Here is a 25,858-nt window from a genome sequence, read left to right as displayed (position 1 = left end):
CCCGTCGAGCGGTGTATCGTGCCGATCGTCGTCTCGCCGGCCTCCACACCACTGGCGGACGTCTCGAGGTCGAGCGGGGAGCTGAGAATACCAAACGATTATCAAGAGAGGACCGAAGTCACCGTCGAATAGCATCGTTTACGGTCGTCGCCCGAGTACGTCGTGTTCATGACACAGACTCGAGGCGCACATCCGACGGTTCCACAGGTGTCGCTCATCGGCCTGTTCGTCGCGGCACTGGTGACGGCACAGCTCACGGCGTCGAAGGTGCTCGCCTTTTCGGTGCCGTTCTCGATTCCGATCACCGGATCCGACCTCGTCCTCCCCGGGGCGGCGCTGGCGTACGCGCTGACGTTTCTCGCGAGCGACTGTTACGCCGAACTATACGGTCGACGAGCGGCACAGATCGTCGTCAACGTGGCGTTCGTCCTCAACTTCGTCGTGCTCGCGCTCGTCTGGTCGACGATCGCCGCGCCGGCAGCGGAGACGAGCATCGACCCCGGTGCGTTCGCGAACGTGCTCGGTGCGTCGACGAACGTCGTCCTCGGCAGTCTGCTGGCGTACGTCGTCAGCCAGAACTGGGACGTGATCGTCTTCCACCGCATTCGCGAGTACACCGGCCGCGACCATCTCTGGCTGCGAAACGTCGCCTCGACGGCGAGCAGCCAGGCGATCGACACCGTCATCTTCGTCTCGATCGCGTTCGCGGTCGCGCCGTCGCTTCTCGGCGTCGGTGTCGTCCTCCCACTCGAGGTCGTGCTCTCGCTGATCGTCGGCCAGTACCTGCTGAAACTCGCCATCGCCGTCCTCGACACGCCCGTCGTCTACGCGATCGTCTACCTCGTGCGCTCGCGGCGGGGAGTCGGCACCGAGGACGCCGCGACGGCCTGAAAGCCGGCGTCACCGTCCGGAACGAGGATCGTTTATGCGGTCCGGAGCGTCCGTCGAAGTATGGACGAACGCGTTCGCGAACACGCGGAGATACTGATCGACTGGAGTGCTCGAGTCGAGGCGGGCGACGACGTGGTCGTCTCCGTCGGCCCGGACGCTCACGAACTCGCGGTCGCCGTCGCCGAAAAACTCGGTGAACGCGGTGCGAACCTGCTCGCGACCTACGGCTCCGGCGAGGTACAGCGAGCCTACCTGCAGGCCCACGACGGCGACTTCGAGTCGAATCCCGCCCACGAACTCGCGTTGCTCGAGCACGCCGACGTCTACCTCTCGCTAGGCGGCGGGCGGAACACGAGTGCGACGGCCGACGTGCCGGGCGAGACGCGCCAGGCCTACCGCAGGGCTCGCCAGGAGATTCGCGAGGCGCGCTACGACACCCGGTGGGTCTCGACCGCCCACCCGACGCGGGCGCTCGCCCAGCAGGCGAACATGGCCTACGAGGAGTACCGGGAGTTCGCCTACGACGCGATCCTCCGCGACTGGGAGTCGCTGGCGGCCGAGATGGCAAAGTTGAAATCGATCCTCGACGCGGGGAGCGAGGTCCGACTGGTCGGACCGGAGACCGACCTCACGATGTCGATCGACGATCGAACCGCGGTCAACAGTGCCGCGTCGGTCGAGTACGACTCGCACAACCTCCCCAGCGGCGAGGTCTTCACCGCGCCATACGGGACCGACGGCGAGGTGCTGTTCGACGTGCCGATGACCCTGCGAGGACAGCAGGTCCGGGACGTCCACCTCGAGTTCGAAGACGGCGAGGTCGTCGACTACGACGCCGCGACGGGCGCGGACGTGGTCGGCGACGTCCTCGAGACCGATCCCGGTGCGCGCCGACTCGGCGAACTGGGCGTCGGGATGAACCGCGGGATCGACCGCTACACGGACAACATCCTCTTCGACGAGAAGATGGGCGAGACGGTCCACCTCGCGGTCGGTCGCGCCTACGACGCCTGTCTCCCCGACGGCGAGTCGGGCAACGACTCGGCCGTCCACGCCGACCTGATCACCGACGTCAGCGAGGACGCGCGACTCGAGGTCGACGACGAGGTCGTCCAGCGGAACGGACGATTCCGCTGGGAAGACGGCTTCGAGCGCTGAGTAAGACGTATCAAACCACACCAGAGTCACCAGAAACGACATCATACTCATGTACGACCACGCCGTCCGGTCGAGTACCGCCTCGACCGGTGGCGGCCAGTAACCGGTCGGGACGAGCCGACGCCTCGTCCCGGATACCACACTGTCCACTCGCCCTGCCGGAGGCGGCAGTATCCGGCCTACGCCCCCAGATCGGACGTGCCAGCGACGCGGTTCGAGAGACGGGTCCTCGAGCGAACTCACGTCGGCGGGTGAGTTCGCACGGATCGGCACGTCCCACAGTATATCGGTCCGGAGCGCGAACGATCCCACATGCGAGACGCGCTCCGGGCCGGGATCGCCATCTACAACGACGGCTACTACCACGCCGCCCACGACGCCTGGGAAGCACGCTGGCTCGCCCTCGAGTCCGACACCGACGACGAGCGCCTGCTCCACGGGCTGATCCAGTACACGGGGGCCGTCTACCACGCGCGCAATCGCAACTGGACGGGTGCCGTGGGCCTGGCCGAGAGCGCACTCGAGTATCTCGCGGGACTTCCAGACGCGTACCGTGGGGTTCGACTCGCCTCCGTCCAGGCGTACCTCGAGGTCCTCGCCACCGATCCAGCGGTGATCGACCGACGGCGACCGGAACCCGTCGGCTACGAGGACGAGGTTCCACGCCTCGCGGACCTCGAGGTCACAGAGACGGCGATCGCGGCCGGCGTCCTCGCCGAGGAGTTCGGCTACGACGCGACGCCGGTCGAGGCAGCCGGCAAGTACGCCCTGGCCGACCTCGAGGCGGGGCGAGACGACAGCCGATTCATCACGTTGCTGTTCGACTTCGTCCGCGAGGACGACGACCGCGGGATCGTCTACGATCGCCTCTCGGGACACGTCGACCGACGGAGAGCGAAAGAAGAGGACGTAAGCGGGCTGTTCTGATCAGTGTTCGGCGGAGTTGTCCTGCGGGTCGTAGTCGAGGACCTCTCGAGCGCGCTCGAGCGAGTAGTACTTCCGGTCGTTGTCGGAGATGCCGTAGACGATCTCGTAGTCGTAGTCGGCCTTGACGCAGCGATCGAACAGGTGCGCGCAGTCGCGGTAGGAGAGCCACATCGCCTGCCCGCGCTCGTAGTCGATCGGCGGGTGTCCCTTCGTGAGGTTGCCGATGCGAACGCAGACGACCGAGAGTCCGTACTCGTCGTGGTAGTAGCGCCCGAGCGTCTCCCCGGCGGCCTTCGAGACGCCGTAGAGGTTGCCGGGCCGGGGAAGTTCGGTTCCGTCGAGGCGGAACTCGTCGTGTGCGCGGTACATCTCGGGCGTTCGCTCGTCGGTTTCGTACGCACCGACGGCGTGGTTCGAGGAGGCGAAGGCCACTTTCTCGACGCCGGCGTCGACCGCCGCCTCGAAGACCGTCTGCGTGCCGTCGATGTTGTTCGTGAGGACGCTGTCCCACGGCGCTTCCGGCCGGGGGTCGCCGGCGAGGTGGATCACCGCGTCGATACCCTCCATCGCTTCGCGGACCGCCTCGTCGTCGGTGATGTCGGCGACGACGAACTCGCCCGGGTGGTCGCCCGTCGGCGGGTCGCGATCGAGCAACCGCCACTCGTACTCGTCACCGAGGTCGGCGAGGATCGCCTCCCCGACGCGCCCCACAGCCCCGGTGAGCAGGACCGACTGTGCCATTCGTTCGGAGTGAAGAGCCACGAGCGATAAGTAACGTGCGATTCCGTCCGACGCGCGTGGGACCACAACGGCCATCACACTCGCGGTCGATCCGCCGACCATGGACGATACGCCGACCGACGCCGAAGTCGCCTGTTTCGAGGCGGGTATCAAGTTCGGATCGCTCTACCACCAGTTCGCCGGCACGCCCGTCTCGCCGGAGAGCGCCCCGAGCCTCGAGACGGCGATGGAGGAGTCGATCGAGAACCAGCCCCACTGTACCGAGGTCAGCGTCGACGTCAAAACCGACGCGCTGGCGGCGGCACTCGAGGACGCGGCCGCCGACTACACCGAGTTGACGGGTCGATTCCTCGAGGTCGAAATCGTCGTCGAGTATGAGGGACAGGAGGTCCTCACGCGGATGGCGATGGAGGACGGGTACCCGCTGATGCAGGTCGTTTCGGTTCGCGGCCCGGACGAGTAACGATGGCTCGGAGACGATCTCCGCCGCTGAAATCATTCGTCTTCACCGGACCGCGTACTGAATACGCCCGGTCGATCGACGAGCGATCCGTCCGAGAAGCGGCGGCGATTCTGGAGAACGTTCGGAGATCGCTTCGACCCACACGGCCGACGTCATGGCTTTCGAAATCCAGCCGCTATCTTCTTGAGTGACGCCCTCGAGAGCCGTTTTTCACTTTCACTTTCGGGCTACCTTTTAACCGAAGGGGGCGTGAAGGTGCTGACATGAGCCAGACGGCGCTCGACGACGACGAACTGTTCGGCGAAGCGGCAAGCGAGATGCGATCGGACGTCGAATCCTCGCTCGAGGAAGCCTGGAACGCCCTCCCCGAAGCCGACGACGTCTGGGAGACCGACGCAGACAACGTGCTTGGCGTGCTCAACGGACTGAAGACGGCACTCGACGCCGGCGACGCCGAGGCGCACCTCCGCGACGCGAAAAAGTGGTTCACGATGGGCCAGCGCGCAGATGCCTTCGACGATGCCGACGACCTCGAGGAGGAGATCGCGGCGGTCGAGGAGGCCATCGGCGACATCTCCGAGGCGAGCGACCAGGTCGGCGACCTCACCTCGACGATTCCGGCACTCCGGGGAACGCTCGAGAGCGCCGGCCCCGACGACGAGGACGAATCCGACGGCGACGACTAGTCGGCCTCGTCCGGGTCAGTTGGCCGCCGGTCGGGCCGCGAGACGTCTCGCTGGGCGACTGCCTCGAGCAGCCGCGCCAGCGACGCCGCCGCCAGCTCGAGCAGTTCGTCGCCGCGTGCCGCGTCGCCCTCGGCGGGGTCGCCGACGACGCCGTTTTCCGTAAACTCGGCCGAATCGTACGCGAGGTTCGCGTAGCTTACCCACTCGCCCCAGCCGTCGGCAGCGCCCTCGCGTGCGTCCTCGATTCGCTCCTCACGGACGAGGTCGGGGTGGACGGCCCGCACGAGCGCCGTCTCGAGTGGGCCGCCGTGGCCCATGTCGCTCGAGTGGTCGCCGACGGCCTCGAACCAGGTGAACGGGACGGCGTAGGCGTCGTCGTGGCGCGTGATCGTCCCTGCGACCTCGCGAAGGGCGTCGATGTTACCCCCGTGGCCGTTGACGAGGACGACCCGGTCGAGGCCGTGGGCGGCGAGGCTGTCGACGGCCTCGCGGACGTACGCCCGGAAGGTGTCGGGCGAGACCCACATCGTCCCGGGGAACTGACGGTGCTCTTCGGAGATCCCCACGGAGATCCGCGGTGCGACGACGACCTCGCCGTCGAAGGCGTCAGCGCCTGCCTCGGCGACGGCTTCCGCGGCCAGTGCGTCGGTGCCCAGCGGAGCGTGGGGGCCGTGCTGTTCCGTGCTCCCGACCGGGAGCACCGCGAGGTTCGTCTCGAGGTCCGCGACGTCCGTCCAGGTGGCTCGCTCGAGGTGCATGCCGGCTTCGACGGGCGCTTACGTCTTGTAACCGACGCCTCGACGGTGTCGACGGCACGCGAGGGCAGGCCCAAACGGTATCCCGGCGTCCGTACTCGACCCGAGCATGAGCGACGACAGCCGCGAGCTTGGCGTGGAGCTGGGCGACTTGAGCGGGAAGCTGAAAGACCACGAGTACCCGGCGAGCCAGGACGAACTGCTCGAGGCCTACGGCGACGAGGAGCTCGAACTGGCCGGAGAGACGACGACGCTCGAGGAACTCATCGAGCCGCTGAACGAAGACGAGTACAGAACGTACGGCGAGGTCGAACAGGCGATCATGAACATGGTCGGCGACGAGGCGATCGGTCGCAAGAACTACAGCGATCGGACGCCGCCCGCGCCGGGCGAAGACAGACAGGACGAGGGTGCACCTGGCCAGGAGGGACAGCGCAACCAGGAATCGTTCTGATACGGGCCGCTGTACGTCCGTCCCGCAGCGACCGCCCGACGGGACGCGGTCGCTGCGGAAAAGAGGTACAGCAGACCGTATGAAACGCTGCGGCGCGTGCGAACCGAAGCAGCTCAGTCGTCGTTACCGACTTCTGTCCGGGCCTGGCGACGTTGCGCCCGCTCGATGAACTCTTCGGGGAGTTCGTCGATCTCTCCGGCCTGTACCCCCCAGAGGTGGGCGTAGAGCCCGTCGTTCTCGAGCAACGCCTCGTGGGTGCCGCGCTCGACGATTCGCCCGTCCTCGAGGACGAGAATCGTGTCGGCGTCTTTGATCGTCGAGAGCCGGTGGGCGATGGCGAACGTCGTCCGGTCGGCGGCGAGTTCGTCGATCGAACGCTGGATGAGCATCTCCGTCTCCGTGTCGACGTCGCTTGTCGCCTCGTCGAGGATCAGGACGTCCGGGTCCGTGAGTATCGCCCGCGCGATGGAGATGCGCTGGCGCTGCCCACCTGAGAGCTTGACGCCGCGTTCGCCGACCTCGGTGTCGTAGCCGTCGGGCAAGTTCGTGATGAACTCGTGTGCCTCGGCCATCTTCGCGGCCTCGATTACGTCCTCGCGATCCGCGTCGAACGTGCCGTAGGCGACGTTCTCCTCGACGGTGCCGTAAAACAGGAAGGTGTCCTGGCTGACGTACCCCGTCGCCTCGCGCAGGCTCTGGAGGGTGACGTCCCGGACGTCCTGGCCGTCGATTCGAATCGCACCCTCGTCGACGTCGTACATCCGGAGGAGGAGCTTCAGGACTGTCGACTTCCCCGCTCCCGTCGGGCCGACGAGCGCGACCGTCTCGCCGCCCTCGACCGTGAAGTCGACGTCCTCGACGATCGTCTCCTCGTCGTCGTAGCCGAAGGTGACGTCGTCGTACTCGACGCAACCGTCCGTGATCTCGAGGTCGGTCGCCGTCGGGTCCTCGGCGACGCGGCTGGGTTCGTCCATCAGGCCAAAGATACGCGCACTCGAGGCGCGGGCGCGCTGGTACATGTTGATGATCTGTCCGAACTGGGCCATCGGCCAGATAAAGCGCTGGGTGTAGAGGACGAACGCGACGAACGTCCCCTCCCGGAGTTCGCCCGTGAACGGGCCGGGTGGCCCCTGGAACACCCACAGACCGCCGACGACGAACGTGACGACGAACCCGATGCCGGCGATGACCCGCAGTCCCGGGAAGAACTTGATCCGGGTTTCGATCGCGTCCCAGTTGGCGTCGAAGTAGTCCATCGAGACGTCCTCGACGCGGTCTGACTCGTAGTCCTCGGTGGTGCTCGCTTTGATCACCTGGATGCCGCCGAGGTTGTTCTCGAGTCGCGAGTTGACCTTCCCGACGGCAGACCGAACTTGAGCGTACTTCGGCTGGATGATCCTGACGAACAGGTACGTGAACCCGGCGATCAGCGGGACCGGCAACAGCGCGACGAGCGCGAGTTGCCAGTTGTACGCGACGAGGATGAGACCGATGCCGATCACCATGACGACCAGTCGGAACAGCGAGTTCATCCCGTCGTTGAGAAAGCGCTCGAGTCGGTTGACGTCGTTCGAGAGGATAGACATCATCTCGCCGGTCTGCTTGTCGGCGAAGAAGTCCATGTTCAGCCGCTGCATCTTGTCGTACGTGTCGGTCCGGACGTCGTGCTGGATGTTCTGGGCGAAGGAGTTGAACCCCCAGTTGCGAACCCAGTGAAACACCGCGCCGAGGAAGAAGGCACCGGCGATGACGCCAACCGTCAGCCAGAACTGGCCCAGTTGCGTCCCGGGGACATACGAGGCGACGAAGTCGCTCGCGAACGGGAGCGCCTCGGCGTACGTCGCCTCGTCGCGGAAGACGGCGTCGATCGCGACCGCCAGCATGATCGGTGGCAGCAGATCGAGAATCCGGGCGAAGACGCTCGCGAAGATGCCGACGACCGCCTGAAACTTGTATCCCCACCCGTACGCGAGGAACAGCCGTTTCATCGGGTTCTCGATCTCCGCTCGCTGCTCCTCGAACGGATCGTCTTGCTCCCAGTCGACGCTACTCATTACTCTCCGGTGAGTGGAGCGGCACCAATAAGCGTTACCTACGAATCGAAATACTATCTCGAGGCGGACCGTCATCGACATCGGAACGGGAGCCGGATTCGAGCGGCGAACGATCACTCGTAGGAGATCTGCACCTCGTCGCCGACCTCGATACCGGTCTCGTCGACGTAGCCTCGAGGCACCTCGAGCACCCACTTCCCGCGTCCGGTGTACTCGAGGTCCTCGCCGTCCTCGTCGGGCCCCGGCGCGCGGGCGTGGCGAATCGTCGTGATCTCGCCGTCGGCTCCGATAAACAGGATGTCGATGTCGAAGTCCATCTCGCGCATGACATAGCGGCGGTCGCCCTCGCTCGAGTGGACGAACAGCATCCCCTCGCCGTCGGCGAGCGAGTCGTGCTCGCTCAGACCGGTGTGGCGTTCGCCCCAGGTGTCGGCGACGTCGGCGTCGACGACCGCTTTCGTCGTCCCGTCGTCACCGACGACCCGAACCTCCGCACGGTCTTCCCCCCACGGAGCCGGAAGATAACCGAACTGAACGAGAAGAAACGCCACCAGAACGACGACAACCACGACCGAGAGAGCAGACCACGCGCGCTTGACGTCCATTCGCACGACGGTGCGAGGCGAGAAGGTAAAGGTTATTCGGACGGACCGTCTTCGTTCGAATGCGGGCTCGTGGTCTAGCTGGTCATGACGCGGCCTTTACAAGGCCGAGGTCGGTGGTTCGAACCCGCCCGAGCCCATTTCTCTGGCGAACAATTAGTGAGCCAGAGAAATGTATGCGAGCGGCGGTTCGAACTAGAGGAGACGCGCGCAGCGACGCGAGCACGTCTCGGCGTAGTTCGAACCCGCCCGAGCCCACTACTCCTGCTGCGAGCAAGTCCGCGAGCAGCAGGTGTATAATGCGAGTGGCGGTTCGAACAAGAGAAGACGCAGCGCTCGAGCGAACGCGAGAGCGACCGTCTTCGCGTAGTTCGAACCCACCCAAGCCTGCTATTGCTGTCGCGAGCAAGGTACCGTGGCACGGGCACAGCTCGAGGCAGATCGATCCAACTCGAGTCGAGCACGGGCTGTTCACGGGAGAGATCGATTACGGATCTGCCCAATCGCTTCTTTCTGACGGCAGAGCAACGACGAGAGGAAATCGAGTCGACACGGGTCGGTCGCGGCGATCCGAAAGCGACGCCAGCACATCGGCGTCGTTCGGCCCGCCTCGAGTCCGCCACGCTCTGAGCTGTCGACACTCGGAGTCACCACTCGTCCGGGTGGAGGAGTTGAAAAGTAGTCGACACTAAGAAACCACTAGCCAGTGCTCGTCGGCAGTAGTCAGGGCTTGAGGCGGGCGACGTTCTCGCGGATCTGGCGGATGAGACCGTCGCTCGAGCTGTTCTGGAGCGCGGTGTGGAGCGTCGAGTTCTGTGGTTCGTCGAGCATCACGAGCTGAAGGTACGGCTGCAACTGTTCGAAGTTGTCGCTGAGGACGACCGTGTGGTTGCTCTCGTCGTGGTCGACGACGCCCGAGTCGGCGAGTTTCGGGACGTGGCACTGGACGGACGAGACGTAGACGCTCTTGTACTCGTTTTTGGCGACTTCATCCGGGGGAACGTCGTGTTCCCAGCCAGCGACCTGCTCGGCGAGCTTCGAGAGTTCGATAGGCTCGTCGTACTCCCGAAGGGCGTAGAGGAGGTATCGTCGACGACGGTTCGCGAGGAGCTCGAGGATCGTATCCGCCGTCAGTTCTCTGGGCTCCTGACTAGTGGTAAGGGGTTCCATAACGGGGAGTTACCGATCCGAGCGGAAAAGGGTGTCTTGAATATCTGAAGATCAGACACACTGTAACCATACTTTCGAACGATCTGAACGTATCGTGGAGATAATCAATGGGAAATTGATGCGGGAGCCGGTATTCTGTTGTGAGTGCTTACTCGCCGAAGGCCGCTCGGTTCGACGAACTGGATTCGAAATCCTTTTTTGTACCATCGACCGAGGATAAGATGCGCCGCCTTAGCTCAGACTGGGAGAGCACTCGACTGAAGATCGAGCTGTCCCCGGTTCAAATCCGGGAGGCGGCATACTTTTGCGGCGAGCATACTCGCGAGTTGCAAATGTGCAACCCGATCGCGATTTGAGCCCTGGAAGTCGCAGCGCCCGAGCGAAGCAAGGCGACCGTCTTCCTCCGGTTCAAATCCGGGAGGTGGCATGGCTTTTCCGCGCGATTTCCACTCGGGAAGCTGTCGGACTCGACTGAAGATCGAGCTGTCCCCGTTCCCGCGAGCGCAGCGAGCGGGAAGTCGAAAGACGAGCGAAAGCGAGTCTTTCGGAAGTTCAAATCCGGGAGGCGGCATACTTTTGCGGCGAGCATATTCGCGAGCTGTAAATATGCAACCCGACCGCGATTTGAACCAGACGAGTCGCAGTCCGCACAGGGAGCGAAGCGACCGAGCAGAACCGTCTCGGCGAGGTTCAAATCCGGGAGGCGGCATATTCTCCGCGAACAACTTCGTAAGCAGAGGATACGGTATTCGGGACGATACTTCTGCTGCGAGTATTTTTTCGAGCGATAGAACTTCACGAGGGCCGAGCGCGTCACCGGTCGGTGACGGGTCGACGGCGCTCCAGAGAGCGATCACTCGGTGTGGACGACGAGCGTCTTCCCCACGAGGTCGCCGAGTCGCTGGTGATTCGACGAGACGTAGGCCGAAACGATCCCGACGAGGTAGAAAATGGGGAGCACGTCGATCACCCGGAGGAGATTCCGCACGACAGCGGCACCCCACGTACACCTCGAGCCGTCTTCTCTGACGACGACGAGGCCCCGGAGACGTTTGCCGATCGTCTGGCCGTAGTATCCCTCGAGACCGGTCTGATAGAGCAGCAAGCCAAGGGGTGCGCCAAACTGCAGGGCGACGAGCAGCCCCCCCAAACCGCCGAGTGCGCTCTCGGAGAGGACGGTACCCGCTACGTAGCCGAGTGCCCCGACGACGACGCTCACGAGGAGGCCGTCGATGAGCAATGCTTCTGCGCGTCGGTCGAGAACACCTGCGACGTCGTCAACATCTGGTTTCGGGTATCTTTCCATAGCACACTGTGTAGACAATAATAGTTTAAATTTTTCTAATTTTTGTAGAGAGACAGGTACTCGAGAAGAGACGAGGACGGCTCGACTCGAGGTCGACAGGGTTAGCCGTCGAACCGATCCGCGAGACGGTGGGCGACATCGGTGAGGTAAAACGAGCCCAGGCTCGCGGCGACGGCCGCGCCGGCGAGATCGAAGACGAGGTCGGAGATCGTGTCGTCGACGCCGTGCTGGGCGAGGACGGCCTCGAGACCGAGTCGCCGTGCACCGCCGTCGATGGCGAACTCGAGGAGTTCCCAGACGACGCCGAACGCCAGCACGAAAAGCAGGATGAACGCGAACAGCATCTTCGGCGGGAGGTACACGTCGTCGGTGTGGAGGTCGATGGCACGGACGACGGCGTACCCTCCGGCGGCGACGATCGACGCGGAGAGTGCGTGGGTCACGTTGTCCCATACGCCGACGAAGTCGTACAGTCCAGCCGAGCCGAGCGTGTGGAGGAAAGCCGCTGCCGTGAGCCAGAAGACCAGTCCCGGTTCGAGTGGCAGCCGGTAGTCGCGCTCGAGGAAGGCAGGGAAAAACGTGATCGCGAGTGCGATGCTGGCGTTGACGATCGTCGTCAGGTCGCGGACGACGAGTCCGTAGCACAACAGTACGCCGAGGGCGAGTTGCATCGCACGCGTGAGTCGCGTGACAGTCCGGTCGGACACGTCCAGCCGGTCGCGAATCAGCGTCGGTGCCGGATCTGCCTCGTCGTCAGGCGAGGGTTCGATCGGAACGGACGTCTGCTCGGTCACGCCGGTCGATCGTGCACGGAAGTACCGGTCGAAGACGACGCCAGCGAAGAATCCGGCGATCGTCGCGTAGACAAAGTCGATCATCATCGCGCGGTTGGCCGCGTCCTGCGAGCGCCCATCCAGGATGTACGCCGTCCCAAACGCGACGTCGGAGACCCACTGGGCGACGTTCCACACTGCAGCAACAGCGAGCGTCGTGATCACGACCAGCGAGATCGCGAACGAGTGGCTCATCCGAACCCGCGTGAAGTGGTGAATCTCGACGGCGACGACGAGCGCGACTGCGGCGACGGCGACGTAGACGGCGATCGTGGTCAGAAACGACTGGTCGAACGCGGTCGCGTCGACGATGGGAATCGAGACGAGTACCAGCAGTTCCCAGGACGGCATCACGAGCGGATCGCGAAGCGCAACCGCTGGGGCGAGAACGATCGCGACCGCCAGTCCGGTGAAGACGAACCAGCGGTACGATCCCCCGAGAACGTGTGCGGCCGCCAGTGTACAGAGTACGAAGGCGACGACCCATCCGAACGCCGCGTTCAGGTGCGTCTCGTCGAACAGTCCACCGAGCCGGTCGTCCTCCATACGGGGTCTTTTGCTCGAACCGACTAAACGCGTGACCTTGAACGAGGTGTGCGAGGAGAGAATCGCTCTCGGCCTCGGATGTGTGGCGAGGTGGGGCGAGCGGCAGAGTGAAATATGTTTGTGTGTATTGTTACCACACCCATGGAGGCGATAAACGCGAAATGCATCGAGTGCGGGGCGACGTTCCCCCGGAGCGAGGCGACCACCGACGTCCAGAACGTCCTCTCGTGTCCAGTCTGTGGGAGCAGCATCGTCCGGGGGATTCCCGCACGCCCCCAGTGCGAGCGCGTGACCACCCGGTGTGGTGCGTGCGGGGCGACGTTCCCCAGAAGCGAGGCGACCACCGACGTCAAGGGAGAACTCGCCTGTCCCGTGTGTGGCTCTCGAACCGACCTCGAGTCGCTCGACGATCGACGCGATACCTGCAGTCACTGACGGTTGGTACGCGCTCCATCGTGAGACGGCGATCGGAATCGACGCTCGCTCGAACAGAGATCTCACCGCGCCCGGTGCGAGGAGAGCCGAGAGCGTCTCGAGTGTGATCGATGTCCGTACGGACTACTGTACGTCAGTTCCTGTGCAACCGCGACCACCCTGCGGTTGCACCGGGAATCGGTACAGCAGACCGTATCAACCGTTTTGGCCGGCAGTGTCAGCTGCTCTATATCTGACCGTCGACGATGCACCGATTCGGACTGCTCGAGCGGCGGCCAGAAACCGCGCGGTCATCGCGTTTCGAGGGCGACGGCGCGATCCGAGCGAGCGGCACGGCGATAGAAGAGCACGCCAAGACAGCAGAGCCACAGCAGTGCCGTCGCTTCCGGTGAGTGTCCGTGGAGCGTGACGCCGACGAACGTAGACGAGAGCGGGTACGCGAGCGGGATCCCCATCGGCGTCGTGGCGTCGATGAGTAGCTGAGAGGCGTAACCGACACCGACGGCACCGGCAGTCGGTCGGTCTCGACGGGCCGCAACGGCGACGGCGACCGCGACGGCGAGTGCCGAGTGGGTGATCCCCCGGTGAGCCAGCGGCAGTCCCCACGCCGCCGGAATCAGCAGATCCACGTCGGCGACGACGGCAGCGAGCAATCCCGCTCGCCCCCGATCGAACAGATACGAGCCGAGCGTGTACCCGACGAGCGCGTGCGTGCAGGTCGCCACGACGAGAAAGCCGGCGTGGCCGCCGGGATACGTGAACTGAAACACCAGTCATATGTTGTGAGTTGGTAGCATAAAATTCTCGGTGAAGCGAACAGAAACGTCGCGCTTGCTCGAGGGCGTGACCCTGACGTCAGTCGTCACCAGCCTCCCTGTCGACGTGCTGGCCCCAGAATCCGCCGTATTTGGTCACGGTGACGTCGCCTTGCACGCGGGTCTGGCAGGCCAGCCGCAGTCCGTCCTCGAGGTCGTGGGGCGGAACGGAGAGTCGTCGTCGCTCGGTAGCGTTCCGGTTGCTCACCTCGCCGTCGACGGCCACCGCACACGTCCCGCAGGTACCGTGTCCACGGCAATTGAACTGCTGTGCCCAGCCGTTGTGCGGCGATTCGTCGGCCTCGAGCAAGACGTCGCGGAGGATACGGCCGGTCTCGCACTCGATCTCGCGGTCGCGAAACCTGACTGTTGGCATGGGATAGCATAGGGAGAGCACGGAGGTAGTCTTTGGCCTGCGGCACCGGCTGGAATTGGCCAGACCAGCGTGACACCCCGAGTCGCGACTCGAGTCGGTTCCCGGTCGGCGAACAGAAGCACAGTTCAACATGCTTAACCGCCGCCGTGGCCGAGCAGAGGTGAATGCCACCAGCCATCGAGACGGAAGACCTCGTCAAGGAGTACGGCGAGCTTCGTGCGCTTTCGGGGCTGTCGCTGACCGTCGAAGAGGGAGAGTTCTTCGGCTTGCTCGGCCCGAACGGGGCGGGCAAGACGACGTTCATCAACACCCTCGTCGGGCTGGTCCGCAAGACCGGCGGCGAGGCGCGCGTGTTCGGTCACGACGTCGAGTCGGAGTACCAGCAGGCCAGAGACGCGATCGGGCTCGCGCCACAGGAGTTCAACGTCGACCGGTTCTTCCCGATTCGAGAGGTGTTGATGCACAAGGCCGGCTACCACGGCGTGTCGAAGGACGAAGCCGCACGGCGGGCCGACGACGCCCTCAGGCGTGTCGGCATCTACGACAAACGCAACGAGCGCTTCGACTGGCTCTCGGGCGGGATGAAACGCCGGCTGCTACTCGCCCGCGCGCTCGTGACCGAGCCCGATCTGCTGATCTTGGACGAGCCGACGGCGGGCGTCGACGTCCAGCTCCGCCACGACCTCTGGGAGCTCGTCACCGAACTCAACGAGGAGGGGACGACGATCCTGCTGACGACCCACTACATCGAGGAGGCCGAACGGCTGTGTGATCGCGTGGCGATCATGAACGAAGGGCAAAAGGTGACGGTCGCGACGCCCGAGGAGCTGAAAGAACGGGGAACCGACACGATCCACCTCGGTCTCGAGCCGACGCCGACGACCACGCCGGACCTGGGCTCGTACGCACACGAGGCGACCCTCTCGGGCGACCACCTCGAGGTCAGAGTCGACGACGGCGGTCGGGCGACGCCGCGACTGCTCAACGACATCGAGGCGGCGGGCTACGAGGTGGTCGACCTCGAAATCTCGCGCACCTCGCTCGAGGAGATCTTCGTCGACCTGACGAAACGGGAGGATCGGACGGTGACGCGGTCGTCGGCCAGCGAGTCCGACGACGAGGAACGCGAGCGCGTGGAGGGGGTCGCCTGATGTGGTCCGTCGGCTCTCGCGCGCTGTTTCGCCGCGAAGTACTGCGATTCGTCCGCCGGCCGAAGAACACGTTCATGCCGCCGGCGATCACGAACGTGCTCTACTTCGCCGTCTTCGGCGTCGTCCTCGGCGGCCGGATCGACCAGATCGCCGGCTTCGACTACATTCTGTTCATCCTCCCCGGGCTGATCGTCCTCGGGACGATCTCGAACGCCTTCGAGAACGCCTCGTTCTCCATCTTCCACGGACGGTGGAACGAGTACATCCACGAGACGCTCACTTCGCCGCTGTCGTACCTCGAGATGGTCGTCGCCTACGTGGCCGCAAGCGCCGTCCGGGGGTTGATCGTCGGCCTCATCATCGCCATCGTCGGACGCGCGTTCGTCCCCATCAGCGTCGAGCACGCGGTGTTTCTCGTGGCGACGATGGTCGTCATCGCCGCACTCTTCGCCGGGTTCGGGATCATCGGCGGGCTCGTGGCCCGGGACTTCGACGACCTCACCGTCATGAGCCAGTTCATCCTCCGGCCGCTGGTGTTCTTCGGTGCGGTGTTTTACTCCCTCGAGATCCTCGCCCCGATCTGGCGGTACGTCTCCCTGTTGAACCCGATGGTCTACATGGTCGACAGCGTCCGGTACGGCCTCCTGGGGTACTCCGACTTCCTCAAGCTCGCTCCGCCGGCGTACGCCGAGGTGGCTCCGGTCCTCTCACTCGGCATCCTCACGGCGCTCACCGCCGCCGTCCTCGCGGTCGACGTCTACCTGTTCAAGATCGGGTACGGCTTAACCGACTAAGACGGGCGGTAGGGTTTTGCGACTTGCACTCGAAGGCAGTCGCATGCGCGAGTTCCTCGAGTCCGACGTCGGGTTCTACTACGCCATCGGCGTTTTCACGTTCGGGGTGTTCGTCGCCGGGCTCGCGGTGCTCGTGGTGACGAACCCGGACGGCGTCGGCACGCGCGAACTGGCGGGGCTCGTCGTGGGCTTTCTCCTGTTCATGTTCGTGTACTTCATCTCGATGTCGGTACACCGGTTGCAGGACGGTGACGGTGCGTAAACGGCACCAAGACGGGATAGAAGGATTGAGGCCGCCGAGTTCGAAATCTGTGGCGAGTCGGAAGGGTTATCAGTGGTCGGCTATTCCCTTTAGAAGCAATGGCGAAAGGAACCGTTGATTTCTTCAACGACACTGGCGGCTACGGATTCATCTCGACTGAGGACGCGGACGACGACGTGTTCTTCCACATGGAAGACATCGGCGGCCCGGATCTCGAAGAAGGACAGGAGCTCGAGTTCGACATCGAGCAGGCCCCCAAGGGCCCGCGCGCGACGAACGTCGAGCGCCTGTAAGGCGAATTCGCGGTAGTATCGACACTTCAGAACAGTATTTTACACTCGTGAGCGACGCGTCCGTCGACACCGAGAGGTTTTGTGACCACGGCGCCCACTCGAGGGTATGTCCGATCCCGAACCGCTGATTCGCGACAGCGACGAAATCGAGTACGAGTCCGTCGACGCTGCCGACGGACTGACCAAGGGAGTCCTGATCGCCGACGAACACGGCGCACCGAACTTCGCGATTCGACGGTTCACGCTCGAGGCCGGCGCGGAGGTGCCAAAGCACACGAACGAGGTCGAACACGAACAGTACGTCCTCGCCGGCAAGTACGTCGTCGGGCTCGAAGACGAGGAGTACGAGGTGAGCGCGGGCGACTCGCTTCTGATCCCCGCCGGCACCGTCCACTGGTACCGCAACGAGGGCGACGAGGACGGCGCGTTCATCTGTGCCGTCCCCCACGGCGACGACGAGATCGAACTGCTCGAGTGACCGTCTGCCGGTAGTTAGGTCAGCCTAAATCAGTGTACTTTTCAACTATTAGGCTAGCCTAAACCGCATGCACACCGACGAACCGACGCGACGTGCCGTTCTCGCTGGAACGACCACTGTACTCGGCGCTGTAGCCGGCTGTGTCAGCGGCAGGGAGCGCGAAGACGAACCGACGAGCACCATCAGCTCCGGGTGCTCGAGGTCGTCGAGACGCTTACGACTGAACGCGACGTCACCGTCGGCATCGTCCTCCACGACGTCGCACAGGCGGCTCGCTACGCCGACAATCTCGTGGCGCTCAAAGACGGCTCCGTCTACGACTGGGGCCCGCCGGACGAAGTCGTGACCGCCGACCTCCTCGAGGAGGTCTTCGGCGTCGTCGCCACCGTCGGGTACGGCGAGGACGGCCCGACCGTCGTGCCACACTACCCCGTCGAGGAGTGAGCGCAGAGCGGGGCCGCACACGGCCGAGTCCGAACCGCTCAAGTAGGCCAACCCACTACGAGATACCAGTGTCACAGCAGGTCCAGGACGTCGAGACGCTGTTCTGTCACGAGATCGGTGACGACTACCTCGTGGTCGTCGAGCGGGACGGCGAGCGGCTGTTCCGGGCGAAACTCGGTATCTCGGAGACCTCGGCGGGGCCCCGTCCGACGAAGTTTCGCATCAAGCGCGGCTCGAGCGAGGAACCCCGCCAGCCCGACGAGTTCGTCGAACTCGCCCGTCGTGCGGAGCGCATCCGCATCTCCGAACAGACGTCTCCAGAGGGCCGGGCGGAACTCACGGCGATGCTCGACGGCTACCAGCTCGAGGCCAAGACCGTCAGGACCTGCCGGTACTGTGCCTCCGCCGGTCGGTACTCGCCGATCACCACCGAGACGGCCGTCAAAGACGGCAACGACTGGATCTGCCGGGACTGCGCCCGCCAGGAACTCGAGCGACAGCTCTCCTACACAGGTGAGGTGACCGGCGCAGCCAAAGAGCGACTCGAGGAGCTGATGCTCGAGGTCCAGGACCTCGAGCGGATCGTCAACCTGCTCAAAGGCCAGCTCGACCCTGATCTGACGAAGTTCGACACGATCAGCGCGACGACCGACGAGGTCGACCCCGTGCCGGTCGACTCGCTGAACCTCCATCCGGGGGTCCAGAACCTGCTCGAGGATCGCTTCGAGACGCTGCTTCCCGTCCAGAGCCTCTCCGTCGAGAACGGCCTCTTCGATGGCGACGACCAGCTCGTCGTGTCGGCAACCGCGACCGGGAAGACGCTCGTAGGGGAGATGGCCGGCATCAACCGCGTATTAAACGGGAAGGGGAAGATGCTCTTTCTCGTCCCGCTCGTCGCGCTCGCCAACCAGAAGTACGGCGACTTCCAGGAGGAGTACGGCCACCTCGTCGACGTCACCCTCCGGGTGGGCGCGAGTCGGATCAACGACGACGGCGAGCGATTCGACCCCGGCGCGGACGTGATCGTCGGCACCTACGAGGGGATCGACCACGCCCTCCGGACGGGCAAGGACATGGGCGACATCGGCACCGTCGTCATCGACGAGGTCCACACCTTAAAAGAGGACGACCGCGGCCACCGACTCGACGGGCTCATCTCTCGGCTCAAGTACACCTGCGAGCGACGCGCCGAGAAACGCGACGACTACGGCGGTTCCCAGTGGATCTACCTCTCGGCGACCGTCGGCAACCCCGAGCAGCTCGCGGGCGCACTCGAGTCGAAGCTCATCGAGTTCGAGGAACGACCGGTGCCGATCGAACGCCACGTCACCTTCGCCGACGGCCAGGAGAAGGTTCGCGTCGAGAACAAACTCGTCAAACGCGAGTTCGACACGAAGTCTTCGAAGGGGTATCGGGGCCAGACGATCATCTTCACCAACTCCCGGCGGCGGTGTCACGAGATCAGCCGGAAACTCGAGTACTCCGCCGCTCCGTATCACGCCGGACTCGATCACAGACGACGCAAGACCGTCGAACGAAAGTTCGCCGACCAGGACCTCGCGGCCGTCGTCACCACGGCGGCGCTCGCTGCGGGCGTGGACTTCCCGGCCTCCCAGGTCGTCTTCGACTCGCTCGCGATGGGTATCGAGTGGCTCTCAGTCCAGGAGTTCCACCAGATGCTCGGTCGAGCGGGCCGGCCGGACTACCACGACGAGGGGAAGGTGTACGTGCTGGTCGAACCCGACTGCACGTACCACAACTCGATGGAGATGACCGAAGACGAGGTCGCGTTCAAACTCCTCAAAGGCGAGATGGAGCCGGTGATGACCCGCTACGACGAGGACGCCGCCGTCGAGGAGACGCTCGCGAACGTCACGGTCGGCAGCAAGGCCGCGAAGCGACTCAACGACCGCATGCTCGGCGAGGTGCCGACCAAACACGCCGTCGGAAAGCTCCTCCAGTACGAGTTCATCGACGGATTCGAACCGACGCCGCTGGGACGCGTCGTCACGGAACACTTCCTCTCGCCAGGCGAGGCGTTCACGCTGGTCGACGGCATCCGCAAGGACGCCCACCCCTACGACCTCGTCGCGGACATCGAACTCCGGGACGCGGACCTCTAATCCGGACGACTGCATCGGCGGGAATCGGGTTCTCGTGCGTTATAACGACTGTTGTGAGTTAGTACCGACGCGACCGCAAACCATCGTGTGGGTGCATCGGAAACAGTCACCACAGCCATTATCAGGGAACGAACGCGACGCCGAACACCGACAGCAGGATGACCAGCACCGCGCCCGGAACGCCGCCGAGCGCGACGATGAGCAAGGCGACCGCGGTGAGCGCGACCTCGAGTCCGAAAAGCGCCTCGGCGAGAAAGAGGACGAGCAGTCCGACGGCCGCGTTGACGATGAAGGGCTTTACGGTGCGGATGATCCTCGTCGCACCGACGAAGAGGGCGAGGACGAACAGGAGGAGGGCGACCTCGAGGCCAGTAACCATAGGTGAATGTACGATCGGAAGAGGCAAAATCGTTCCGCGACGGAACGAAACCCTTTATGGGGACCACCCGAAAGTACGAGTGCGGGACCGTGGGTTAGCCTGGTATACTTCGGGCCTTGGGTGCCCGTGACCCCGGTTCAAATCCGGGCGGTCCCACTCATTCTGTCGCGAGCGATCGGACGGCTTGGCCAGGAGAGTCTGGCAGCGATCGCTTGACAGCGGCGTCGCGACTCGAAACCGATCGAATACAGCCACGCGATTGTCAACTCAGAAACACACCGGATTTATCACCAGCGTAGTAGAACCGGGTGAACGTCCGGGTCGAAGAAGCCACACTTCCACCACCTACCGTCTTCAACCCGGACGTTTCCATTTCGACAGTTATGGACATAAGTATTGGTGATAGGCATCTGCACCGACGTCGACCGACCTCGACAACTGTAGCTGGGTTTCAGTCGAGAGACGGTACACCCGTCCAGAAGGGACAATTCACCCACTGAGGAAGCCAGAAAGTGCGACCGCGGCCCGTGAGCGGACAGTCTCTCACCTGGGCCGCTCGTATCGTTCTGTACCGCGGTCAGTCGGCGAGAACGAACTCCACCGTCTGACACCGGGGGCACTCGTCTTTGCCGACTGGCCTCGGATCGCCGCTCTCGAAGCCGAGAAGAACGAGCCCACAGGACGTGCACTCGACGTTGACAGGCACACGCATACAACTCCGTCGATGACCATATACCTTGTTGTATTTGCCAAACTCGACGTGAGAACCGATTTACAGATCCAGCACGTAGCGAGAAGTCGAATCCTGTTCAACTGCTCTGTCGCTCCGTCTGACGGGGTCGCATCGACGCTGTCGAACAAGGGCCCACCTCGATCACACTCGAGCAGTGAGTACGCGGGCGGTCACGATCCGCCGTCCGAGCAGCGCAAGAAAATCGATCGGCGCCGCCACTCCCAGTTCCTGTCAGCCAGTGAGTGCTGGCCAGGTACATCTGCGACGACCCGAGTGTTGACTGTTTCCCCAAATTGCAGCGGTTGAAAGAGACGAACAACCACGTCGGACGTGGCGTACCGGCGATCTACAGCGGGCGACGGTATCCGCAGGCTGGACACTCGAGGACCCCATCGCGCATCAACAGCAGACTCCGCTGGCATTTCGTACAGGGTCCCGCGACCGAGACGTTGGCGGCGTCGGTGGCGATCGCGGACAGCGTTCGCTCGAGTTGTTCGAGGCGAAGCTGGAGCGTTTCGACCTGTTCGGTGAGGTCAGTGCGTGACCGGTATCGGGGCGTAAGACGGCGCGAGATCATCGCCCCACGTAGACCGCGCACGGGCAAAACGATCGCTGTTAAGGGTCGGTCGTGGCGACAGTCGACCGATCGAACTCGTCGGCGACTCGTCGCGACCGGGGGCATCGAAAGCGACGCCACGATCACTTTCGGGACGGTATACGACCTTTTATAGCCGGTGGCGACCCTAGGCCAGTGCAATGGCGCAAGCGGGAAACTCCGAACTCGTCGACGCGTTCGAGCAGTTCTTCCGGAACTACTACGACAGCGAGGTCAAACAGCTTGCGCAGCGGTATCCGAACGAACAGCGTTCGCTCTACGTCGACTGGCAGGACCTCTATCGGTTCGATCCCGATCTGGCAGACGACTACATCAACCAGCCCGAACAGCTCCAGCGCTACGCCGAGGAGGCGCTGCGGCTGTACGACCTGCCGATCGACGTGAGTCTCGGTCAGGCACACGTTCGCGTGCGGAACCTGGCGGACACGGAGTCGCCCGAGATCCGCGACATCCGCGCCCGACACATGAACAAGCTCGTCCAGGTGCGTGGCATCGTCCGCAAGGCGACCGACGTCCGCCCGAAGATCGAAGAGGCGGCCTTCGAGTGTCAGCTCTGTGGTACGCTCAACCGCGTCCCGCAGTCGACGGGCGACTTCCAGGAACCCCACGAGTGTCAGGGCTGTGAACGGCAGGGACCGTTCCGGGTGAACTTCGACCAGTCGGAGTTCGTCGACGCCCAGAAACTCCGCATCCAGGAGAGCCCCGAAGGCCTCCGGGGCGGCGAAACCCCCCAGGCGATCGACGTCCACGTCGAAGACGACATCACCGGCGAGGTGACGCCGGGCGACCACGTCTCCGCGACCGGCGTGTTGCGACTCGAGCAGCAGGGCAACCAGCAAGAGAAGTCGCCGATCTTCGATTTCTACATGGAGGGCGTCTCGGTCGACGTCGACGAAGAGCAGTTCGAGGACATGGACATCACCGACGCCGACAAAGAGCAGATCGTCCGCCTCTCGAGTTCCGAGGACATCTACGAGAAGATGGTCGCCTCCATCGCTCCCTCGATCTACGGCTACGACCAGGAGAAACTCGCGATGATGCTGCAACTGTTCTCGGGCGTGACCAAGCAGTTGCCCGACGGCTCGAGGATTCGCGGAGACCTGCACATGCTCCTGATCGGGGATCCTGGTACCGGGAAATCACAGATGCTAGGATACATCCAGAATATCGCTCCCCGCTCCGTCTATACTTCTGGGAAGGGGTCTTCTTCGGCAGGCCTCTGTGTCACCGGCGATACGCTAGTTCATACAGAGAACGGACTCGAGCGGATTCGAGACGTTGTGACCGACTCCCTCCCCGACCCGGTTGAGGAAGAGACCGCCGTCAGCGACGAGATCGGACTGTACACGTTCGACCGCGATGCCGGTAACCTCGAGACGCGTGAAACGTCACACGTCTGGCGAATGCCCCGAAAACAGTGTCGGCGCATCGAAACGGCACGTGGAAAGGAACTCGAGACGTCACTGAATACGCCGGTTCTGACCTGTGACGAATCCGGGCTCGAGTGGAAGCGTGTTTCCGAGATCGAACCGGGCGATTACGTCGCCGTTCCGAACTACGGTGACGTCGAGCGATCGACACCGCCGGTTATGGACTACCTCGAATTCACGAACGAAAAGCTCCGGCTAGCCGACGAATCGATCGTCCGCGTCCGTCGAGCACTCTGCGAGAAATACGGGACGTTACGGGCGGCTGCACGTGAACTGGGCTTCCCCGAGGACTTCGTCTACGACACTCTCCAAAATCGATACGTCCCGCTCGAACGCCTCGAAACCGTTCTCGACGCGGTGACCCTCGAACTGTCCGACCTGACGGTCGAGCGAGCGATGCTTCGTCACGGCGATAGTGTTCGGATTCCCGAGGAGTTCGACGAAGACCTCTGTTACCTGCTCGGTCTCGTCTTCGGTGATGGAGATATCATGGTATCACGCCGGGGTGGAAATCGTGGACACATCCGAATTTCGAACAGTGACGAGACGGTGCTCGAGCGGGCAGTCGAGATCATCGATTCGACGTTCGATAAACGACCCGAGATCGAGTATCAGGACGACAAAGTTCCCTGTATTCGTCTTCATAGCGCCACTGTCGCCCGATTCTTCGCCAACCTCGGAATGCAAACGCCGAAAGACGATCTCGAACTCGATCCGCGCCTGGCGACGGCGGAACACGCAGACGCCTTCCTCAGAGGCCTCATGGACGCCGATGGTTCGGTTTCGGCGCGAACGAACGGTGGCTCAAGTATCCACCTCTCGGCGATCAGCGAGACGTTCGCTCGGCAGGTGCAGTTGATGCTCGAGACCTACGGTGTTCGTGCGCGCCTTCGCGAACGTGATCGGCGCGGAGTCACCGTCCTCGAGAACGGCCAAGAGATCGAATCGAAACACGTCCAGTATCACCTCGAGTGCTACGGAAAGGACATCGACCGATTCGCCGAAGCGATCGGCTTCGAATGTCCGCGGAAGCAGGCGGCACTCGAGACGATCGTTGGTGACGCCGTCCGTCGCGGTGAGAAAATACCAGTAGGCAAAGCGCTCGCAACGGTCGATGGGTCTGCCGGGGAATACTACATGAATATCCATCGCGGAGACGACCCCGGTCGCGCCCGAGCCCGACGAATGCTCTCGGAACTTGACCTTGGACCCGTCGAACCGATCGTCCGGGAAGTCGTCGAGGCGGACCTGTGCTGGGACGAGGTCGTCGCCGCCGTCGACACCGGAAAAAAAGAGGTGTTCGACCTCACCGTTCCCGAGACGCACAACTTCCTCGCGAACGGGATCGTTACCCACAACACGGCTGCGGCGGTACGCGACGACTTCGGCGACGGCCAGCAGTGGACGCTGGAGGCCGGCGCACTCGTACTCGCCGACCAGGGAATCGCCGCAGTCGACGAACTCGATAAGATGAGGTCGGAAGATCGCAGTGCCATGCACGAGGCCCTCGAGCAACAGAAGATCTCGGTCTCGAAGGCCGGCATCAACGCGACGCTCAAGTCCCGGTGTTCGCTGCTGGGTGCGGCAAACCCCAAGTACGGCCGGTTCGACCACTACGAGCCGATCAGCGAGCAGATCGACCTCGAGCCGGCGCTGATCTCCCGGTTCGACCTGATCTTCACCGTCACGGACCAGCCGGACGAGGAGAAAGACCGGAACCTCGCAGAGCACATCATCACGACCAACTACGCCGGCGAGTTGACGACCCAGCGCGAGGAGATGACCTCCCTCGAGGTGAGCGCCGACGAGATCGAGGAGATGACCGCGACGGTCGATCCGGAGATCGACGCCGAACTTCTGCGCAAGTACATCGCCTACGCGAAACAGAACTGTCACCCGCGGATGACCGAGGAGGCCCGGAACGCGATCAGGGACTTCTACGTCGATCTGCGCTCGAAAGGCACCGACGAGGATTCGGCGGTGCCGGTGACGGCCCGGAAACTCGAGGCGCTGGTTCGGCTCTCGGAGGCCAGTGCCCGCGTCCGGCTGTCGGATACGGTCGAGCTCGAGGACGCAGAACGGGTGATCGAGATCGTCCGCTCGTGTCTCCAGGACATCGGCGTCGACCCAGAAACGGGCGAGTTCGACGCCGACATCGTCGAGGCGGGGACCTCGAAGTCCCAGCGCGACCGAATCAAGAACATCAAACAGCTGATCAGCGACGTCGAGGAGGAGTACGACGACGGTGCGCCGGTCGACGTCGTCCTGGATCGTGCCGACGAGATCGGCATGGATCGCCAGAAGGCCGAACACGAAATCGAGAAGCTCAAACAGAAAGGGGAGGTCTACGAGCCGAGCACGGACAACCTCCGAACGACGTGACTCGAGCGACAGATCACAGTATGGAACAGTAATATCAGCCAATATGGTAAAGAATTTCACATATTGGCCGATAGTAATAACTATAGATGTCGAACGGTCTCAAGGGGACGTTCCTCGTCGTCGCCGATACACCGGAGGCACGGCAGACGCTCCGAAATATCTGTAACGCTTACGAGAGAGCGGTCGCCCGTCGGTTCGGTCGCGCCGTGCTGTTCGAGGGGACCGAACTCGGCGCGTTTCTCGCGTTTCGACTCCAGATCAAACACGGGACGGCGGTCTCGATCCAGCGGACGGTTGCGGTCGACGAGTCACGAGAACGATATCGGCGTGCGTACGAGGCAGCTACTGCCTTCGAAGCCCGCGACCACGAGAGCACGCCGTATCCGAAGTTCGCGACGGGGACGGATCATCCGATGCCGGCCGAGATGGACGAACGGGAGGTGACGATCGACGGCGACGGGGAGTCCGACGGCACGACCGACGATGGCGAAACGGACGATCATCGACTGACCTCGACCGACTAGCCTGTCGACGGCCGAACGCGGACCTCCTGCAGCTGGT

General features: G+C 63.6%; 27 protein-coding genes, 3 tRNA genes and 2 pseudogenes. 20 read left to right on the top strand and 12 right to left on the bottom strand.

Annotated features, from left to right (window positions below):
- Positions 1 to 168 precede the first annotated feature (168 nt).
- From MU558_RS07985 to MU558_RS07975, 3 genes are all read left to right on the top strand, one after another.
- On the top strand, positions 169 to 891 hold the full coding sequence (locus MU558_RS07985; RefSeq protein WP_246973955.1) for a queuosine precursor transporter: 723 nt from the start codon (positions 169 to 171) through the stop codon (positions 889 to 891).
- Between the two features lie 60 nt (positions 892 to 951).
- Complete coding sequence (locus tag MU558_RS07980) at positions 952 to 2,049, top strand: aminopeptidase (protein ID WP_246973952.1); 1,098 nt, start codon at positions 952 to 954, stop codon at positions 2,047 to 2,049.
- A gap of 312 nt (positions 2,050 to 2,361) precedes the next feature.
- Complete coding sequence (locus tag MU558_RS07975; protein ID WP_246973950.1) at positions 2,362 to 2,976, top strand: DUF309 domain-containing protein; 615 nt, start codon at positions 2,362 to 2,364, stop codon at positions 2,974 to 2,976.
- On the opposite strand, the gene azf is transcribed toward MU558_RS07975, so the two are convergent.
- Entirely contained in the window at positions 2,977 to 3,717 is a 741-nt protein-coding gene (gene azf / locus MU558_RS07970) for an NAD-dependent glucose-6-phosphate dehydrogenase Azf (RefSeq protein ID WP_246973941.1), read from the bottom strand. It lies immediately after the preceding gene.
- Positions 3,718 to 3,817: 100 nt separating this feature from the next.
- On the opposite strand from azf, the gene MU558_RS07965 reads away from it, so the two are divergent.
- Together MU558_RS07965 and MU558_RS07960 are read left to right on the top strand one after the other, a co-directional pair.
- Positions 3,818 to 4,180 (top strand): dihydroneopterin aldolase family protein, encoded by a 363-nt coding sequence (locus MU558_RS07965; protein ID WP_246973939.1) that lies wholly within the window; start codon positions 3,818 to 3,820, stop codon positions 4,178 to 4,180.
- A 263-nt stretch (positions 4,181 to 4,443) separates the two neighbouring features.
- Positions 4,444 to 4,866 carry a DUF5790 family protein gene (locus MU558_RS07960; RefSeq protein ID WP_246973935.1) on the top strand — a complete coding sequence of 141 codons (423 nt, stop codon included), beginning with the start codon at positions 4,444 to 4,446 and terminating at the stop codon, positions 4,864 to 4,866.
- On the opposite strand, the gene MU558_RS07955 is transcribed toward MU558_RS07960, so the two are convergent.
- Positions 4,863 to 5,624, bottom strand: a complete 762-nt coding sequence (locus MU558_RS07955; protein ID WP_246973933.1) for a creatininase family protein — start codon at positions 5,622 to 5,624, stop codon at positions 4,863 to 4,865. The genes MU558_RS07960 and MU558_RS07955 overlap by 4 nt on opposite strands.
- A 106-nt stretch (positions 5,625 to 5,730) precedes the next feature.
- Here MU558_RS07955 and MU558_RS07950 point away from each other — a divergent pair, with 106 nt between their 5' ends.
- A complete protein-coding gene (locus tag MU558_RS07950) occupies positions 5,731 to 6,075 on the top strand; it encodes a DUF5789 family protein (RefSeq protein WP_246973924.1) in 345 nt (114 codons plus the stop codon).
- 113 nt (positions 6,076 to 6,188) lie between these two features.
- On the opposite strand, the gene MU558_RS07945 is transcribed toward MU558_RS07950, so the two are convergent.
- Together MU558_RS07945 and MU558_RS07940 are read right to left on the bottom strand one after the other, a co-directional pair.
- A complete protein-coding gene (locus tag MU558_RS07945) occupies positions 6,189 to 8,129 on the bottom strand; it encodes an ABC transporter ATP-binding protein (protein WP_246973922.1) in 1,941 nt (646 codons plus the stop codon).
- Positions 8,130 to 8,242: 113 nt separating this feature from the next.
- Positions 8,243 to 8,734, bottom strand: a complete 492-nt coding sequence (locus tag MU558_RS07940) for a DUF192 domain-containing protein (RefSeq protein ID WP_246973920.1) — start codon at positions 8,732 to 8,734, stop codon at positions 8,243 to 8,245.
- Positions 8,735 to 8,797: 63 nt separating this feature from the next.
- On the opposite strand from MU558_RS07940, the gene MU558_RS07935 reads away from it, so the two are divergent.
- A tRNA-Val gene (locus MU558_RS07935) sits at positions 8,798 to 8,871 on the top strand.
- 583 nt (positions 8,872 to 9,454) lie between these two features.
- On the opposite strand, the gene MU558_RS07930 is transcribed toward MU558_RS07935, so the two are convergent.
- Positions 9,455 to 9,901, bottom strand: a complete 447-nt coding sequence (locus tag MU558_RS07930) for a DUF7344 domain-containing protein (RefSeq protein ID WP_246973918.1) — start codon at positions 9,899 to 9,901, stop codon at positions 9,455 to 9,457.
- 225 nt (positions 9,902 to 10,126) lie between these two features.
- Here MU558_RS07930 and MU558_RS07925 point away from each other — a divergent pair.
- Positions 10,127 to 10,200: transfer RNA gene (locus MU558_RS07925), tRNA-Phe, on the top strand.
- A gap of 554 nt (positions 10,201 to 10,754) precedes the next feature.
- On the opposite strand, the gene MU558_RS07920 is transcribed toward MU558_RS07925, so the two are convergent.
- Positions 10,755 to 11,207 (bottom strand): RDD family protein, encoded by a 453-nt coding sequence (locus tag MU558_RS07920; protein WP_246973916.1) that lies wholly within the window; start codon positions 11,205 to 11,207, stop codon positions 10,755 to 10,757.
- Positions 11,208 to 11,308: 101 nt separating this feature from the next.
- Complete coding sequence (locus MU558_RS07915; RefSeq protein WP_246973914.1) at positions 11,309 to 12,586, bottom strand: DUF2238 domain-containing protein; 1,278 nt, start codon at positions 12,584 to 12,586, stop codon at positions 11,309 to 11,311.
- Positions 12,587 to 12,727: 141 nt separating this feature from the next.
- Here MU558_RS07915 and MU558_RS07910 point away from each other — a divergent pair, with 141 nt between their 5' ends.
- Complete coding sequence (locus MU558_RS07910; RefSeq protein WP_246973910.1) at positions 12,728 to 13,021, top strand: hypothetical protein; 294 nt, start codon at positions 12,728 to 12,730, stop codon at positions 13,019 to 13,021.
- A 290-nt stretch (positions 13,022 to 13,311) separates the two neighbouring features.
- Here MU558_RS07910 and MU558_RS07905 read toward each other — a convergent pair whose 3' ends face one another.
- Positions 13,312 to 13,791 carry a metal-dependent hydrolase gene (locus tag MU558_RS07905; protein WP_246973908.1) on the bottom strand — a complete coding sequence of 160 codons (480 nt, stop codon included), beginning with the start codon at positions 13,789 to 13,791 and terminating at the stop codon, positions 13,312 to 13,314.
- Positions 13,792 to 13,876: 85 nt separating this feature from the next.
- Entirely contained in the window at positions 13,877 to 14,212 is a 336-nt protein-coding gene (locus MU558_RS07900; RefSeq protein ID WP_246973906.1) for a 2Fe-2S iron-sulfur cluster-binding protein, read from the bottom strand.
- Positions 14,213 to 14,376: 164 nt separating this feature from the next.
- On the opposite strand from MU558_RS07900, the gene MU558_RS07895 reads away from it, so the two are divergent.
- The 7 genes and pseudogenes from MU558_RS07895 (at position 14,377) to MU558_RS07865 (ending at position 19,757) form a co-directional block, all read left to right on the top strand.
- Positions 14,377 to 15,363, top strand: a complete 987-nt coding sequence (locus tag MU558_RS07895; RefSeq protein WP_246973904.1) for an ABC transporter ATP-binding protein — start codon at positions 14,377 to 14,379, stop codon at positions 15,361 to 15,363.
- On the top strand, positions 15,363 to 16,157 hold the full coding sequence (locus MU558_RS07890) for an ABC transporter permease (protein ID WP_246973902.1): 795 nt from the start codon (positions 15,363 to 15,365) through the stop codon (positions 16,155 to 16,157). The genes MU558_RS07895 and MU558_RS07890 overlap by 1 nt, the downstream gene beginning before the upstream one ends.
- A gap of 43 nt (positions 16,158 to 16,200) precedes the next feature.
- Complete coding sequence (locus MU558_RS07885) at positions 16,201 to 16,419, top strand: hypothetical protein (RefSeq protein WP_246973900.1); 219 nt, start codon at positions 16,201 to 16,203, stop codon at positions 16,417 to 16,419.
- 98 nt (positions 16,420 to 16,517) lie between these two features.
- Positions 16,518 to 16,712 (top strand): cold-shock protein, encoded by a 195-nt coding sequence (locus tag MU558_RS07880; RefSeq protein WP_246973898.1) that lies wholly within the window; start codon positions 16,518 to 16,520, stop codon positions 16,710 to 16,712.
- Between the two features lie 106 nt (positions 16,713 to 16,818).
- Positions 16,819 to 17,190 (top strand): cupin domain-containing protein, encoded by a 372-nt coding sequence (locus MU558_RS07875; protein WP_246973896.1) that lies wholly within the window; start codon positions 16,819 to 16,821, stop codon positions 17,188 to 17,190.
- Positions 17,191 to 17,361: 171 nt separating this feature from the next.
- Positions 17,362 to 17,634, top strand: a pseudogene (locus MU558_RS07870) (ABC transporter ATP-binding protein); the annotation flags it as partial.
- A 68-nt stretch (positions 17,635 to 17,702) separates the two neighbouring features.
- Positions 17,703 to 19,757 carry a DEAD/DEAH box helicase gene (locus MU558_RS07865; RefSeq protein WP_246973891.1) on the top strand — a complete coding sequence of 685 codons (2,055 nt, stop codon included), beginning with the start codon at positions 17,703 to 17,705 and terminating at the stop codon, positions 19,755 to 19,757.
- A 121-nt stretch (positions 19,758 to 19,878) separates the two neighbouring features.
- Here MU558_RS07865 and MU558_RS07860 read toward each other — a convergent pair whose 3' ends face one another.
- Positions 19,879 to 20,136 carry a pro-sigmaK processing inhibitor BofA family protein gene (locus tag MU558_RS07860; RefSeq protein WP_246973889.1) on the bottom strand — a complete coding sequence of 86 codons (258 nt, stop codon included), beginning with the start codon at positions 20,134 to 20,136 and terminating at the stop codon, positions 19,879 to 19,881.
- An 83-nt stretch (positions 20,137 to 20,219) separates the two neighbouring features.
- Here MU558_RS07860 and MU558_RS07855 point away from each other — a divergent pair.
- Positions 20,220 to 20,292: transfer RNA gene (locus tag MU558_RS07855), tRNA-Pro, on the top strand.
- Between the two features lie 421 nt (positions 20,293 to 20,713).
- On the opposite strand, the gene MU558_RS23155 is transcribed toward MU558_RS07855, so the two are convergent.
- Positions 20,714 to 20,842, bottom strand: a complete 129-nt coding sequence (locus tag MU558_RS23155; RefSeq protein ID WP_265781578.1) for a hypothetical protein — start codon at positions 20,840 to 20,842, stop codon at positions 20,714 to 20,716.
- A gap of 373 nt (positions 20,843 to 21,215) precedes the next feature.
- Complete coding sequence (locus tag MU558_RS07850; RefSeq protein ID WP_246973886.1) at positions 21,216 to 21,446, bottom strand: hypothetical protein; 231 nt, start codon at positions 21,444 to 21,446, stop codon at positions 21,216 to 21,218.
- 179 nt (positions 21,447 to 21,625) lie between these two features.
- Between MU558_RS07850 and MU558_RS23405 the strand changes: the two are divergent.
- The 3 genes and pseudogenes from MU558_RS23405 to MU558_RS07840 form a co-directional block, all read left to right on the top strand.
- A pseudogene (locus MU558_RS23405) lies at positions 21,626 to 21,832 on the top strand (hypothetical protein); the annotation flags it as partial.
- 33 nt (positions 21,833 to 21,865) lie between these two features.
- Complete coding sequence (locus tag MU558_RS07845) at positions 21,866 to 25,297, top strand: LAGLIDADG family homing endonuclease (protein WP_425607627.1); 3,432 nt, start codon at positions 21,866 to 21,868, stop codon at positions 25,295 to 25,297.
- Between the two features lie 86 nt (positions 25,298 to 25,383).
- Complete coding sequence (locus tag MU558_RS07840; protein ID WP_246973875.1) at positions 25,384 to 25,821, top strand: DUF7855 family protein; 438 nt, start codon at positions 25,384 to 25,386, stop codon at positions 25,819 to 25,821.
- The last annotated feature ends 37 nt before the right edge of the window (positions 25,822 to 25,858 follow it).

It is taken from the genome of Natribaculum luteum (genome assembly GCF_023008545.1).
Classification (GTDB): domain Archaea; phylum Halobacteriota; class Halobacteria; order Halobacteriales; family Natrialbaceae; genus Natribaculum; species Natribaculum luteum.
This window is presented reverse-complemented; position numbering and strand designations above follow the sequence as displayed.